Source organism: Streptomyces sp. NBC_01255 (assembly GCF_036226445.1).
Lineage (GTDB): Bacteria > Actinomycetota > Actinomycetes > Streptomycetales > Streptomycetaceae > Streptomyces.
Window position 1 is genome coordinate 2,114,515 of sequence record NZ_CP108474.1, and the last position, 12,924, is coordinate 2,127,438.

The 12,924-nt window shown below is 72.0% G+C and carries 11 protein-coding genes; 5 read left to right on the forward strand and 6 right to left on the reverse strand.

Annotation, left to right across the window (positions count from 1 at the left end):
- Window positions 1-191: 191 nt before the first annotated feature.
- A complete protein-coding gene (locus OG357_RS09185; RefSeq protein ID WP_329620692.1) occupies window positions 192-1,052 on the reverse strand; it encodes a maleylpyruvate isomerase N-terminal domain-containing protein in 861 nt (286 codons plus the stop codon).
- 140 nt (window positions 1,053-1,192) lie between these two features.
- Between OG357_RS09185 and OG357_RS09190 the strand changes: the two genes are divergently transcribed.
- The 4 genes from OG357_RS09190 (at window position 1,193) to OG357_RS09205 (ending at window position 5,440) form a co-directional block, all read left to right on the forward strand.
- Window positions 1,193-1,549 (forward strand): VOC family protein, encoded by a 357-nt coding sequence (locus OG357_RS09190; RefSeq protein ID WP_329620693.1) that lies wholly within the window; start codon window positions 1,193-1,195, stop codon window positions 1,547-1,549.
- Window positions 1,550-1,600: 51 nt separating this feature from the next.
- On the forward strand, window positions 1,601-3,130 hold the full coding sequence (locus tag OG357_RS09195; protein ID WP_329620694.1) for a helix-turn-helix domain-containing protein: 1,530 nt from the start codon (window positions 1,601-1,603) through the stop codon (window positions 3,128-3,130).
- Window positions 3,131-3,329: 199 nt separating this feature from the next.
- Window positions 3,330-3,977 (forward strand): hypothetical protein, encoded by a 648-nt coding sequence (locus OG357_RS09200; RefSeq protein ID WP_329620695.1) that lies wholly within the window; start codon window positions 3,330-3,332, stop codon window positions 3,975-3,977.
- 65 nt (window positions 3,978-4,042) lie between these two features.
- The gene (locus tag OG357_RS09205) at window positions 4,043-5,440 is read left to right on the forward strand and encodes an SMI1/KNR4 family protein (protein ID WP_329620696.1); all 1,398 of its coding nucleotides are present in this window, start codon (window positions 4,043-4,045) and stop codon (window positions 5,438-5,440) included.
- A gap of 120 nt (window positions 5,441-5,560) precedes the next feature.
- Here OG357_RS09205 and OG357_RS09210 read toward each other — a convergent pair whose 3' ends face one another.
- Window positions 5,561-6,778 carry a M20 family metallopeptidase gene (locus OG357_RS09210; RefSeq protein WP_329620697.1) on the reverse strand — a complete coding sequence of 406 codons (1,218 nt, stop codon included), beginning with the start codon at window positions 6,776-6,778 and terminating at the stop codon, window positions 5,561-5,563.
- The gene (locus OG357_RS09215; protein ID WP_329620698.1) at window positions 6,775-8,244 is read right to left on the reverse strand and encodes an MFS transporter; all 1,470 of its coding nucleotides are present in this window, start codon (window positions 8,242-8,244) and stop codon (window positions 6,775-6,777) included. The genes OG357_RS09210 and OG357_RS09215 overlap by 4 nt, the downstream gene beginning before the upstream one ends.
- A 338-nt stretch (window positions 8,245-8,582) precedes the next feature.
- On the opposite strand from OG357_RS09215, the gene OG357_RS09220 reads away from it, so the two are divergent.
- Window positions 8,583-9,560, forward strand: a complete 978-nt coding sequence (locus OG357_RS09220; protein WP_329620699.1) for an Lrp/AsnC family transcriptional regulator — start codon at window positions 8,583-8,585, stop codon at window positions 9,558-9,560.
- A 6-nt stretch (window positions 9,561-9,566) separates the two neighbouring features.
- Here the strand turns inward: OG357_RS09220 and OG357_RS09225 are convergent, their stop codons facing one another.
- The 3 genes from OG357_RS09225 to OG357_RS09235 form a co-directional block, all read right to left on the reverse strand.
- A complete protein-coding gene (locus OG357_RS09225) occupies window positions 9,567-11,120 on the reverse strand; it encodes an MFS transporter (RefSeq protein WP_329620700.1) in 1,554 nt (517 codons plus the stop codon).
- A gap of 119 nt (window positions 11,121-11,239) precedes the next feature.
- Window positions 11,240-11,653, reverse strand: coding sequence for a RidA family protein (locus OG357_RS09230; protein WP_329620701.1), 414 nt, complete (start codon window positions 11,651-11,653; stop codon window positions 11,240-11,242).
- The gene (locus OG357_RS09235; protein ID WP_329620702.1) at window positions 11,650-12,813 is read right to left on the reverse strand and encodes an acyl-CoA dehydrogenase family protein; all 1,164 of its coding nucleotides are present in this window, start codon (window positions 12,811-12,813) and stop codon (window positions 11,650-11,652) included. The genes OG357_RS09230 and OG357_RS09235 overlap by 4 nt, the downstream gene beginning before the upstream one ends.
- Between the last annotated feature and the right edge of the window lie 111 nt (window positions 12,814-12,924).

The window sequence follows — 12,924 nt, forward strand, 5'->3', positions numbered from 1 at the left end:
GCAGTTATCTCGATGTCGAGATAACTCTAGTGCATCCCCGCCGCTCGGTCATGCCCGGCCGCCCTGTGGATCCGAGGTGGCGTTCGTCTCTCCGGGGTCCGTACGGTCTACTCCGGGGTCCGTACGGTCTACTCCGGGGTCATCCCGTCTGCTTCGGGGTCCGTCCGGCCTGCCGGGCTCCGTCTCCCGGGTCAGGGGGTGGCGACGAGTTCGCCGAGCCGTGTCGCGAGCCACGGCCTGCGGCCGCCCGCCCGCATCCGGCCCGAGGCGATCGCCTTCCAGATCGGCGTGCGCCGGAAGGAGACGAGCAGGAAGGCCGTCGGATCCACCGTGATCCTGCAGTCGTACGCGCGCGGCGGGGCGTCACGGGTCACCGCCATCGTCCCGTCGTCGACGACGACCGCAAGGCGCGGACCCCCCTTGACCACCAGGTCGAACGCGATGCGGACCCCGCGCGCCTTCGCCGGGTCCAGGGCCAGGCCCATCATCGTCGGCATCGACTGCCCGATCACCAGGCTCGCCTCGTCCCGGCCGATCGGCCACGGGAGCCCGGCGCCGCGCGCGATGTCCAGACCGTGCACGAGGCTCTCACTGAGCATCAGACCGGTCACCACCGCCACCGTGAGCGTCGGCTCCGGCCCGTACCAGGGCGCGGTGACCGGGGTGTCCGGGGCGAGGTTTTTGGTGCCGCGCAGGAACGTCTCGCCCCGTTCGGCGAGGAGGTCGCCGAGCCGGGCGCGCCCCTCGCCGTCGAGCAGGCCGATCGAGGTGGCGTTCAGGGCCGTGATCCGCTCGACGAAGGGCAGCTCGCCCGGCGGGAGGATGCCGCCCCAGTCCAGGGAGCCGTCGGCGGTGACGACGGAGCCGTACGCGAGGTACACGGACGCGAGGTGCGCGCCGACGTCGCCGACGCTCCACCTCGGGACACCGGCGGGGGCGTCCAGGTCGGGGACCTCGCGGAGCAGTCGCGCGAGGCGCGGGATCGCGGCGGCCAGCGCGGCGCGGGTCTTCTCGTGCTCGGAGACGGGATCGAACGTCGTGACGGCACCCATGCCACTCCCCATGCCACTCCCCATGCTGCGGACGGGCCCGCAGATTACCGCCGAGTAGGAGGGCAGCGGTAGACACGGCGACGGACACCGATGGCCGCGCACGGATGGCCGGGGACGGCCGACGGGCCGAGGATCGAGCCATGTTCAACGGCGCGCACGTGATTCTCTACACCCAGGACGCGGAGGCCGACCGCGCCTTCCTCAAGGACGTCCTCGGCTTCGACCATGTCGACGCCGGCCGGGGCTGGCTCATCTTCAAGCTGCCCCCCGCCGAGATCGCCGTGCACCCCACGGAGGGCGAGCCGAAGCACGAGGTCTACCTCATGTGCGAGGACATCACCCGGACCCTGACGGCGCTGGAGGACCGGGGCGCCGAGATCTCACGCCCCATCACCGACCAGGGCTGGGGCCTGCTCGCGGCCGTCCGGCTGCCGAGCGGCACCGAACTCCCCCTGTACGAACCGCGTCACCCGACCGCGCACACGCTGTCACCCTGACGGCCCACCCCAATGACGAGCGCCATCTCATATCTGAGATAACGTGACGCCATGGCAGACGACTACCTCGTACGCATCGGCAAGCTCATCCGTGACGCCCGGCAGCACCGTGGCTGGACACAGACGCAGCTTGCCGAGGCACTGGCCACGAGCCAGAGCGCCGTCAACCGGATCGAGCGCGGCAACCAGAACATCAGCCTTGAGATGATCGCCCGGATCGGCGAGGCCCTCGACAGCGAGATCGTGTCCCTGGGTTACGCGGGACCCATGCACCTCCGCGTCGTCGGACGCCGCCGGCTCTCCGGAGCCATCGACGTCAAGACGAGCAAGAACGCCTGTGTCGCGCTGCTCTGCGCCTCGCTCCTCAACAAGGGCCGCACGGTCCTGCGCCGGGTCGCCCGCATCGAGGAGGTCTTCCGGCTCCTGGAGGTCCTCAACTCCATCGGGGTGCGCACCCGCTGGATCAACGACGGGGTGGACCTGGAGATCGTGCCGCCGGCCGAGCTGGACATGGAGTCCATCGACGCCGAGGCCGCGATCCGCACCCGCTCGATCATCATGTTCCTCGGCCCGCTGCTGCACCGCATGGACCGCTTCAAGCTGCCGTACGCCGGCGGCTGCGACCTCGGTACGCGCACGATCGAGCCGCACATGATCGCGCTGCGCCGCTTCGGCCTGGACATCACGGCCACCGAGGGGATCTACCACGCGCAGGTCGAGCGCTCGGTCTCCCCCGACCGCCCGATCGTCCTGACCGAGCGCGGCGACACGGTGACCGAGAACGCGCTGCTCGCCGCCGCCCGCCACGACGGCGTGACGGTCATCCGCAACGCCTCCTCCAACTACATGGTCCAGGACCTGTGCTTCTTCCTGGAGGCGCTGGGCGTCCGGGTCGACGGCATCGGCACGACGACCCTGACCGTGCACGGCGTGCCGCAGATCGACGTCGACGTCGACTACTCCCCCTCCGAGGACCCGGTCGAGGCGATGAGCCTGCTCGCGGCGGCGGTCGTCACCGAGTCGGAGCTGACGATCCGCCGGGTCCCGATCGAGTTCATGGAGATCGAGCTCGCGGTCCTGGAGGAGATGGGCCTCGACCACGACCGCTCGGCGGAGTACGCGGCGGACAACGGCCGTACGCGCCTGGTCGACCTGACGGTCCGCCCCTCCAAGCTGGAGGCGCCGATCGACAAGATCCACCCGATGCCCTTCCCGGGTCTGAACATCGACAACGTCCCCTTCTTCGCGGCCATCGCGGCCACGGCGCAGGGCAAGACCCTCATCCACGACTGGGTCTACGACAACCGCGCCATCTACCTCACCGACCTCAACCGCCTCGGCGGCCGTCTCCAGCTCCTCGACCCCCACCGCGTCCTGGTCGAGGGCCCCACGCGCTGGCGCGCCGCCGAGATGATGTGCCCGCCGGCCCTGCGCCCCGCGGTGGTCGTCCTCCTGGCGATGATGGCGGCCGAGGGCACGTCGGTCCTGCGGAACGTGTACGTCATCAACCGCGGCTACGAGGAGCTCGCGGAGCGCCTGAACTCGGTCGGCGCGCAGATCGAGATCTTCCGGGACATCTGAGAGACCGTCGGACCTTTCGACGCCAGGCGGCCGGGACCCTGTGGAGGGTCCCGGCTGCCGTTGTTCGTGGTGGGGGTGCGCTCGTCGGTTTCCGGGGTGACCGCGGCCGGCACGACGGCTTCGGGCACCGCGATTACCGTGGGCGTCACCGCGGCCATGTTCGAGCCGGCGGCATGATGGCCGAGGCGAGAAGAGGGCAATGATTGCGCAGAGTTCCTGGCGCCGGCGCCATGTCGTGCCCGTCGCCAGGGAAGCAGGACTTGTCCCGGACGGCAGTGTGTTCAGAATGTCGGGGGAACGCGGCGACTGCGCGGTGCTCGAGCTGCAAGCGCACCCGATGGATCCTAAGCGCCAGAGCTTCTTCGTCCGGGTGTCCATCGTTCCGCTGACGGAGCGTGCCTGGACCCAGCGCCGGCACTGGGATCAGGCCAAGGACCACCCTCCCAGTTCGGGCTCCGGGATGCTGAGGTGGGAAGTGACGCCACCTGCGGCTGTGGCTTTCGATCCCCTGAGCGACAGCTCGGTCAGCGGTCTGTGGACGTACGGAGCAGGCGTCGAACCGGAGCAGTGCGCACAGCAGTTGATCGAAACGCTGCGCGAGCATACGTTTCCTGCCATGCGGCGATTCCTGGACCGCGATGCCCTGGCGGCTGAGATGCGACAGCGGTCCGACCAGCTGCGGCATCGTCGTCCGCCCGGTTGGGCAGCCGTACTCCTCAGCGTGGACCGGGTGCCATCGACAGCCCTGGAACCCTTGCTGGAGGGGGTGGAAGCCGACTATCCGCTTGCGGATGAGTTCGTCGCCTGGGCCCGGGAGTACGCGGCACGGCGCGGTACGGCAGGCTGACGCCTCCTTGATCCGCGCCTCGGCGGGCCGCTTCCGGTTCAGCACACGACACGTTGGAGGAAGAGTTGCCCTCGATAGACGAGGTCGCCACCTGGGAGCCTCTACTGCGGCTCCTGCGGCACGACAACGCGGAGCGGCTCGCCGCACCCGGCGGATACGTGGCGGGGAAGATCGGCCGCGGCGGTTGGAGCGTGCCGGTGGCCCGGGCGGCGTTCCCGCTCGGCCGGGCCGCGCTGGTCAGTGACATGCAGACGGAGTGGGACGCGGTCGGCCGCGTGCGGAGCGTCCTGGAGGAGTCGGACGTCAACGAGGTCTCCTTCATGCTGGAGACGCCCGAGCCCGGCAAGGCCCTGCTCCATCTCTTCGACCCGGGCCCCGCCGTCGAATCGGGTCTCGGGACCCGCCTGGGCGCACTCGTCCTGGTCGAAGGGGCCGTCCCCGAGCCCTGGCGCCGGCTGCCGGACCCGGCACCGGACGCGGCACCCGCCCCGACGGCGGACGCGGCGCTGCTCGAGCGGACGCTCAGGGAACGGCTGCCCAGCGCGATCGGCGCGACGGAGGAGGAGCTCACGGCGACGGAGGAACGTCTGGGCGTCGCGCTGCCCGAGGAGTTGAAGGCCCTTTACCGGGTCACCCGGGCGCGCTGGGAGGATCTCGGCGGGGACTACGGCGCCGCGACGGACATGGCCCGAGCGGTCGGCTGTGAGCTCTTCCCCCCGGACGAGGTGTACGTCGCCGACGCCGCGTCCCGCCCTGCCCCCTGGGAGCACGCCGCGATGGACGCCGTCGAGACCCGGCCCGACGCGGCTGTGCAGGGACTCGTCGGTTCGCCCGGCTGGATCGTGTTCGGGGACAACGGAGGGGGTGACCGGATCGCGGTCGACCTGACCCCGGGACCGTGCGGCCACCTGGGGCAGATCATCATCATGAGCCACGAGGAGAACTGCGGAGCGGCGCTCGTCGCCGACTCCCTGACCGACATGGTCCTCGACCGGCGCGCCGAGGTGAAGCGCGACGAGGAGGAGTGCGGCGCCCCTCGCGAGAAGCAGCCCCCGGCCGTCGCATGGGTGAACAGGAGCGGCATCCCCAGCGTGGCGGCCGCCGCCCATCCCGGTCTCGAGGCACTGAGCATCGGCGTGTGGGAGCACGAGCCTCTCAGCCTCGAACCGCTCGTCGGGCTTCCACGGCTGCGAACCCTGACCGCCTACCCGGGTACTCTCGCCGACCCGTTGGAGATCGCCCGCCTCGACGGTCTGGAGTTCCTGGAGCTCGCCCCGGAGGAGTGGCGCGTCCTCCTCGACTCCGGGGCCGTGCCGCGCGGCCTGTCGGCCGCCGCGATCGAGGTGCAGGGCGAGCGGAATCCCCTGCCGGTCATCGAGCTGGCCAACGAGATCCTCGCCCTGTGGGACCGGCCCCCGATCACCCGGACGGTCATCGAGGCCGACCTCGGGCCGGTGGCGTAGACCTGGGGTTCCCTCATCCTCGTCCCTCTCCGGGCCCCCTCGCTCGTCACGAAGCAAGGGGGCCTTCGCGTGCCCGGGCCTCGTCCGGGCTCGTCGTCCGTGGCGGCGCCCGGACGCGGCTCAGGAGCCGGACGCGTCCCGGTAGGGGGCGCGGGTCGCGAGGCGGGTGAGGAGGGATGCGCGGTGTTCGGGGGTGAGGGCCAGGTCCAGGGCGGTCCAGGCCATGGCGAGGCCGCCGTCGACGACGGCTCGGTCGGCCTGGGGGGTCGTGCCGTACCGGGTGAACTCGGGGTTGTGCATGATCGTGTCGCCGCAGTCGTAGCCGATCAGCGGGTGGATGGCCGGGACGTGGTGCGAGACGTTGCCCATGTCGGTGGAGCCGCCGCGGAGGGACGGGTCCTCGGACCGGACGTCCCGGCCGAGTGCGCGGGCGGCGGTCAGGTAGCTGCGGGCCATGGCTAGGTCCTGGCGGAGGTCGGCGTAGTCGTTGCCGACGGACTCCAGGGCGAGTTCGGCGCCGGTGGCGAGCGCGCCGGCCTCGAAGCAGGCGCGGATGCGGGCCTGGAGCTCGCGGAGTTCCTCGCTGGTGCCGGCGCGGCAGTCGTAGTCGGCGGCGGTGTGGGCCGGGATGACGTTGGCGGCCTCGCCGCCGGAGGTGACGACGCCGGAGACGACGGCTCCGGGCCGCATCTGCTGGCGGTACGCGGCGATGGCGACCTGCGCGATCATCATCGCGTCGGCGGCGTTGACGCCGCGCTCGGGCATCGCCGCGGCGTGCGCGGAGCGGCCCGTGTAGCCGACCTTCCAGCTGCTGATGGCGAGCGAGCTCATGCCGACGGAGTCCGAGGGCGCGGCGTGCACCATCATCGCGGCGGCGACGTCGTCGAACGCGCCGCCGCGCAGCATGTCGACCTTGCCGCCGCCGGACTCCTCCGCCGGGGTGCCGAGGAGCTTGACGGTGATGCCGAGTTCGTCGGCGAGCGGCGCGAGGGCGAGGGCGGCGGTGACGGACGCGGCGCCGTTGACGTTGTGGCCGCAGGCATGGCCGATGCCCGGCAGCGCGTCGTACTCGGCGCAGATCCCGATGACGAGGTCGCCGCTGCCGGCGGTGGCGGTGAACGCGGTCGGCAGGTCGCACACGCCGCGGGTGACGTCGAAGCCGGCGGCTTCGACGAGGTCGGTGATGCGGCGGGCGGAGCGGTGTTCCTCGTAGGCGAGTTCGGGGTCGGCGTGCAGCTGGTGGCTGAGGGCCAGGACGTCGTCCTGGCGTCGTGTCACGACGTCGCGGGCGCGTACGCGCAGCAGGTCGAGGGGTGTGGTCGCGGTGGTGGTGGTCATGAGCGGGCCTCGCGGTCCTTCGTGGTGCGGTAGAGCAGGGAGATCGCGGCGCCCGTGAGGGAGACGACCGCGCAGATCGTCCAGGAGGTGGTGTACGCGCCGAGCTCGGGCAGGGTCTCGCCGGCCGGGGTGCGGGCCGCGAAGACGGTGAGGACGATCGCGGCGCCGACGGAGCCGCCGACGTTGATGAGGAGTTCGTTGATTCCCGAGCCGACCGAGGTCCGGTCGTGGGGGACGGACTCGACGGCGAGCGTACGGGTGGAGTGCTGGAGGAAGCCGATGCCGAGCCCGGCGACGGCGGTGCCGGTGAGGAACAGCGGCATCGAGCCGTGCCAGGTCAGGGAAGCGAGGTAGCCGGCTGCCATGAGGAGGGAGCCGGCGCACAAGGTGAGCCGGTCGGAGATCGCGGCGGCGACGGCGGGCGCGGCCAGGGCCCCCGCGGCGATGGCGAGGAGGTTGGGCAGCATGGCGAGGCCGATGGCGAACGGGTCCAGGCCCAGGCCGTAGCCGTGCTCGGCGGGGCCGGTGCCCAGGAAGACGGGGTTGGCGACCTGGAGGCCGATCATCGGGATGGTGAAGGTCACGGTCACGAGGGAGACGGTGACGACGTTGCGGTGCCGGAACATGCGGACGTCGATCATCGGTTCGGCGGTACGCAGCTCGACGAGGATCCACAGGGCGGTGACGAGCGTGCCGCCGATCAGGCAGCCGAGGGTGCGGGCCGAGCTCCACTCCCAGTCGGGCAGTCCGCCCATGCCGAGGCCGAGCATGATCGCGACGAGGCCCGCGCACAGGAGGATTCCGCCCGCCCAGTCGATCCGGCCGCCGGGCCGCGCCGCGGACTCGGGCAGCAGGGGCCAGGTGACGGCGAGGGCCAGGCCGACGGCGGCGGTGGGGACCCACAGGGCGGCGGTGGGGCTGTCGACGGTACGGGCCACGAAACCGCTGGCGACCAGGCCGACCGCGATGCCGGCGACGAGCGCGGCGACCATGTAGCTGATGCCGCGGCGGGACTCCGCGTCGGCGCCCGCGTCGCCGTCCTTCCCGGCGCCTCGGTTGCGGAGGATGCCGACGAGCAGCGGGAAGAAGCCCGCGAAGGCGCCCTGGAGGATCTGGCCGGCGAGCAGCACGTCGAAGGAACGGCTGAAGCCCACCAGGACGGAGCCGAGCAGGACGATCGCGAGGTTCCAGCGCAGGATGCGCCGGTGGCCGTAGAGGTCGCCCATCCGGGACAGGACCGGGGTGAACACGACGGACGCCAGAAGGTTGGCGATGCTGATCCAGTTCAGCTCCGCGGCGGTGACCTGGAGGGTCTCCGTGAGGCCCTTCAGCAGCGGGGAGAGGAAGCCCTGGGTGATGCCGCTGGACAGCTCGACCAGCGCGACGGAGGCGATCACTGCGGCGCCGGGGGTCGCGCGGACGGCCCGCGACGCCGGTGGCGTGCGCAGGGTGTCGGTGTCCGTCATACGTACCACCTGTTCGAGGAAAGGGGCCCGGGGGGCCTGGGCAGGAAGGTGCTGGGGGGTGTCGAGTGCGGGAGTGCGGGGCGGGGATGCCTGTCGGCGGCCAGTCACCGGCCTGCCACGTGGCGGAATCCGCACCACAATGTCGCCAGCCGACAGGCATTCGGGCAAGAGTGCGCCTCACAATCGGGTGAAGGCGTCATTCGGCCGGGCCCGATCGGCGGATTCAGGCAGGGCCCGCCCCCTGACGGCCCTCCTCCGACACGCCCCGCGACCCGCCGGGGGGGGCCGCACCGTAGGGTCCGGCCACGCACCCCGCCGCTCCCCCAGGAGGTTCCCCGATGACGACCGAGCCCCCGCAGCCCGGCTCGCTCGACGCCCTGGACCACGCCGTGCTGCGGGCCCTCCACCGCGATCCCCGGGCGCCGTTCTCCGAGGTGGCCGCCACGGCCGGGGTGCACGAGCGGACCGCCGCGCGACGGCTCGACCGGATGACCGCGACCGGGGCGGTGGGGTTCACCGCGACCCTCGTCCCCGAGTACCTCGGGGAGGGCGTCACCGCCGAGGCGGCCGTACGCTGCGCCCCCGGCCGCGTCCACGACACCGCACTGGCCCTCGCCCGGCGGCCCGAGACGCGGTCCGTGGAAGTCGCCACCGGCGCACTCGACGTGTTCGCCGAACTGAACGTGCCCGACCACGACGCCCTGCTCACCCTCGTCGACGCGGGGATCGGCAGACTCGACGGTGTCGTCGACATCCACTCCTCGGTGGTCCTGCGGCTGCTCCTCACGGCCAGCGACTGGGCCCCGTACGACGACGAGCCCACGGACGTACGCCGGCACGCCATCGAGGGCCGGAGCCTGCCCGAGCCCCCGGTGGTGGACGAGCTGGACCGGCGCCTGGTCGCGCTCCTGCACCGCGACGCCCGGATGTCCACCACCCGGCTGGCCCGCGAGCTCCGGGTCGGCGAGACCACCGCGCGTCGCCGGCTCGGCCGCCTGATGGCCTCCCACGTCCTCCATCTGCGGCTGCACGCGGAGCCGGAGGTGCTCGGCTACCCCGTCGAGGCGCGGTTCCGGCTGGCAGTCGACCACGCCCGTCTCGATGCCGCGATCCGCCGCCTGGCCGAGGAGCCCGCCGTCCGCCACCTGGTGGTCACGACCGGGACGACGGCCCTGCTCGGCTACTCCAGCCACCGCTCCACGCGGGATCTGCACGACTTCACCGCCCGCGTCTTCGGCGCGCTCGACGGCGTCACCTCGACGGAGGTCGCCGTGCTGATGCGCACCTACAAACGCGCCGGTTTCGCGTCCCGGTGACCCCCCTCAGGCGCCGGGCATCATGCCGCCGCCCTTGAGGCGTTCGATGTCCGAGGGCCTGACCTGGATCACGATGAGGGCGATCAGGAAGGAGAGGATCGCGAAGACGGCGGCCACGATGAAGCCGGCCGAGACGCCGTTGGTCAGGACCTCGTCGCTCCAGGGGGGCGGGAGTTGTCCGGTCTCGGCGAAGCGGGCCTTCTCCAGTGGCCCGGCCTGGGCCAGGAAGGCCGGGACCTGCTTGTCGGCCTCGTTGCGGCTGGCCGTGCCGAAGACCGTCACGAGGATCGACAGACCCAGCGAACCGCCCACCTGCTGGGTCGCGTTGAGCAGGCCGGAGGCGGCTCCGGTGTCCTTGACGGCGACGTTGGAGAGGGCCATCAGGGTCAGCGAGACGAACATGAAGCCCATGCCGAAGCTGAAGACCAGCATCGGCCCGAGGATCGAACCCAGGTACGTCGAGTCGATGTTGGTCAGCGTGAGCCAGGAGAGGCCGACCGCCAGGCAGAGCGAACCCACCACCATGAACGGCTTCGGGCCGAACTTGGGCAGGAGTTGGGAGGTGATGCCGGCGGCGACCGCGATGACCGCGCTCACCGGGAGGAAGGCGAGACCGGCTTCCAGCGGGCTGAAGTCCAGGACCTGCTGCACGAAGAGCGTCAGGAAGAAGAACATGCCGAAGATCGCGGCCGCGAGGCAGAGCATGATGCCGTAGGTGCCCGCGCGGTTGCGGTCGGCGAACATGTGCAGCGGGGTGATCGGCTGGCGGGAGCGCTGTTCCACCAGGACGAAGGTGACGAGCAGGACGACCGCCGCGGCGAAGGAGGCGATCGTGTACGGGTCGCGCCACCCTTCCTGGGCGGCGCGGATGAACCCGTAGACCAGCGCCACCATGCCGAGCGTCGAGGTGAGCGCGCCGGTCACGTCGAAGTGGCCGGGCTGGCGCGCGGACTCCTTGACGTGCCGGGGTGTCAGGAAGGCGATCAGCAGGGCGATCGGCACGTTCACGAAGAAGATCCAGCGCCAGTCGAGCCATTCGACCAGGATGCCGCCGGCGAGCAGGCCGATGGCGCCGCCACCCGCCGACACGCCCGCGAACACACCGAAGGCGCGGTTGCGTTCGGGGCCCTCTTCGAAGGTCGTGGAGATCAGCGAGAGCGAGGTCGGCGAGGCGATCGCACCGCCGACGCCCTGGAGGGCGCGGGCCGCGAGGAGTTGCCAGTCGCTCTGGGCGAATCCCGCGAGCAGGGAGGCGAGTCCGAAGAGCAGGACGCCGAAGATGAAGACCCGGCGGCGACCGAGGATGTCGCCCGCGCGGCCGCCGAGGAGCAGCAGTCCGCCGAAGGTGAGCGTGTAGGCGTTGACGACCCAGGACAGGCTGGTGGTCGAGAAGTCCAGCGACTGCTGGATGTCGGGCAACGCGATGTTCACGATGGTGATGTCGAGGACCACCATCAGCTGACAGGAGGCGATCACGAACAGGGCGATGCCCTTGCCGTCTCCGTCGCTCTTGCGCGGGGCGGTCGCCGTCGGGGTTGTCGGCTTCGGATCACTGGTCATGGCTTCTCATGGCGCATCGCGCCCTACCGGTGGGAGCCGTGGGCCGGTCAGTCCACCTTTCGACATTAAGCCAGGGCCGGATGGGCGACCAGTTGATCAACGGCGGCTCCGCCGGCCGGTCAGGCGGGGGCGGGCTCGTCCAGGACGGCGAAGCCGTCCAGTTCCACCCGCGCCTGTTCGTCCCAGAGGCGTACGACTCCGATCACGGCCATCGCCGGATAGTCGCGGCCCGCCAACCGCCGCCAGATGCGGCCCAGTTCAGCGGCGTGGACGCGGTAGTCGTCGACGTCGGTGGTGTAGACGGTGACGCGCGCGAGGTCGGCGGGGGTGCCGCCGGCGTGCCGCAGGGCGGTGAGCAGATTGCCGAGGGCGGTGGCGAACTGATCGGGGAGCGTGTCCCCGACGACCGATCCCCCGGTGTCGAGCGCGGTCTGTCCGGCGAGGAAGACCAGGCGGGTGCCGGTGGCGGTGACCGCGTGGGAGAAGCCGGTGGGCGGGGCGAGTTCGGCGGGGTTGTGGCGGTGGAGGCTCATGCGGACCCGACCTCCTGACGGGACGCCTGCGGGGTGCCGGTCGCGTGTTTCGCGTACATCTCCTTGGCGATGATCGCACGCTGGACCTCCGTGGCCCCCTCGTAGATCCGGGGTGCGCGTACCTCGCGGTAGAGGTGTTCCAGGAGGTGGCCGCGTTGCAGGGCGGCGGCGCCGTGCACCTGGACGGCGGCGTCGACGACGTACTGGGCGGTCTCGGTGGCGAGGAGTTTCGCCATGGCGGAGCGCCTCGGCACGTCCGGGTCGCCGCTGTCGTAGGCGGTGGCCGCCGCGTAGACGAGGAGGCGGGCGGCCTCCGTGCGGGTGGCCATCTCGGCGATGCGGTGGGAGACGGCCTGGAGGTCGGCGAGGACGCCGCCGAAGGCGGGGCGGGCGGCGGTGTGGGCGACGGCGGCGTCGAGGGCGGCCTGGGCCATCCCGACGGCGAAGGCGCCGACGCTGGGCCGGAAGAGGTTGAGGGTGTGCATGGCGACCCGGAAGCCCCGGTCCGGTTCGCCGAGGAGGTCCTCGGGGCCGACGGCGACGCCGTCGAAGGTGAGGGTGCCGAGGGCGTGCGGGGAGAGCATGTCGAGGGGTTCGCCGCCGAGTCCGGGGCGGTCGGCGGGGACGAGGAAGGCGGTGACGCCTCGGGCGCCGGCGCCCTGGGTGGTGCGGGCGAAGACGGTGGCGAAGTCCGCCTCGGGGGCGTTGGAGATCCAGCGTTTCTCGCCGTGCAGGCGCCAGCCCCCGCGCCCGTCGGGGACGGCGTCGAGGGCGAGGGCGGCGGCGTCGGAGCCGGCGCCGGGTTCGGAGAGGGCGAAGGCCGCGACGGCCCGTCCGGCGGCGACCTCGGGGAGCCAGCGGGCGCGCTGCGCGTCGGTGCCGAAGGCGGCGACCGGGTGGGTGCCGAGCCCCTGGAGGGCGAGGGCCGTCTCGGCCTCGGTGCAGACCTGGGCGAGGGATTCGCGCAGGAGGCAGAGGTCCAGGGCGCCGGCGTCGAAGAGGCGGGCGAGGAGGCCGAGTTCGCCGAGGGCGGCGACGAGGGGGCGGTTGACGCGGCCGGGCTCGCCCTTGGCGGCGAGCGGCGCGAGGTGGTCGGCGGCGAGGACACGGAGCTCCGCACACCAGGTGATCTGTGCCGGATCGAGCGAGAATGCGGGCATGTGGGCCCTCTCCGGCGCCCTCCGGCGCCCTGGTCGGTGCGCCCTGCGGCGCCCTGGTCGCTGCGCCCCGGGGCGCGCTTGTCGCGAACTGTTGACTGCCGTCACCAACAC

What these genes read in the sequence shown, in the direction of transcription:
- OG357_RS09230 (WP_329620701.1), bottom strand. Translation starts at nt 11,653, where the DNA reads ATGAGCCTCCACCGCCACAACCCCGCCGAACTCGCCCCGCCCACCGGC.
- OG357_RS09220 (WP_329620699.1), top strand. Translation starts at nt 8,583, where the DNA reads ATGACGACCGAGCCCCCGCAGCCCGGCTCGCTCGACGCCCTGGACCAC.
- OG357_RS09210 (WP_329620697.1), bottom strand. Translation starts at nt 6,778, where the DNA reads ATGACCACCACCACCGCGACCACACCCCTCGACCTGCTGCGCGTACGC.
- OG357_RS09195 (WP_329620694.1), top strand. Translation starts at nt 1,601, where the DNA reads ATGGCAGACGACTACCTCGTACGCATCGGCAAGCTCATCCGTGACGCC.
- OG357_RS09190 (WP_329620693.1), top strand. Translation starts at nt 1,193, where the DNA reads ATGTTCAACGGCGCGCACGTGATTCTCTACACCCAGGACGCGGAGGCC.
- OG357_RS09225 (WP_329620700.1), bottom strand. Translation starts at nt 11,120, where the DNA reads ATGACCAGTGATCCGAAGCCGACAACCCCGACGGCGACCGCCCCGCGC.
- OG357_RS09235 (WP_329620702.1), bottom strand. Translation starts at nt 12,813, where the DNA reads ATGCCCGCATTCTCGCTCGATCCGGCACAGATCACCTGGTGTGCGGAG.
- OG357_RS09185 (WP_329620692.1), bottom strand. Translation starts at nt 1,052, where the DNA reads ATGGGTGCCGTCACGACGTTCGATCCCGTCTCCGAGCACGAGAAGACC.
- OG357_RS09215 (WP_329620698.1), bottom strand. Translation starts at nt 8,244, where the DNA reads ATGACGGACACCGACACCCTGCGCACGCCACCGGCGTCGCGGGCCGTC.
- OG357_RS09200 (WP_329620695.1), top strand. Translation starts at nt 3,330, where the DNA reads ATGATTGCGCAGAGTTCCTGGCGCCGGCGCCATGTCGTGCCCGTCGCC.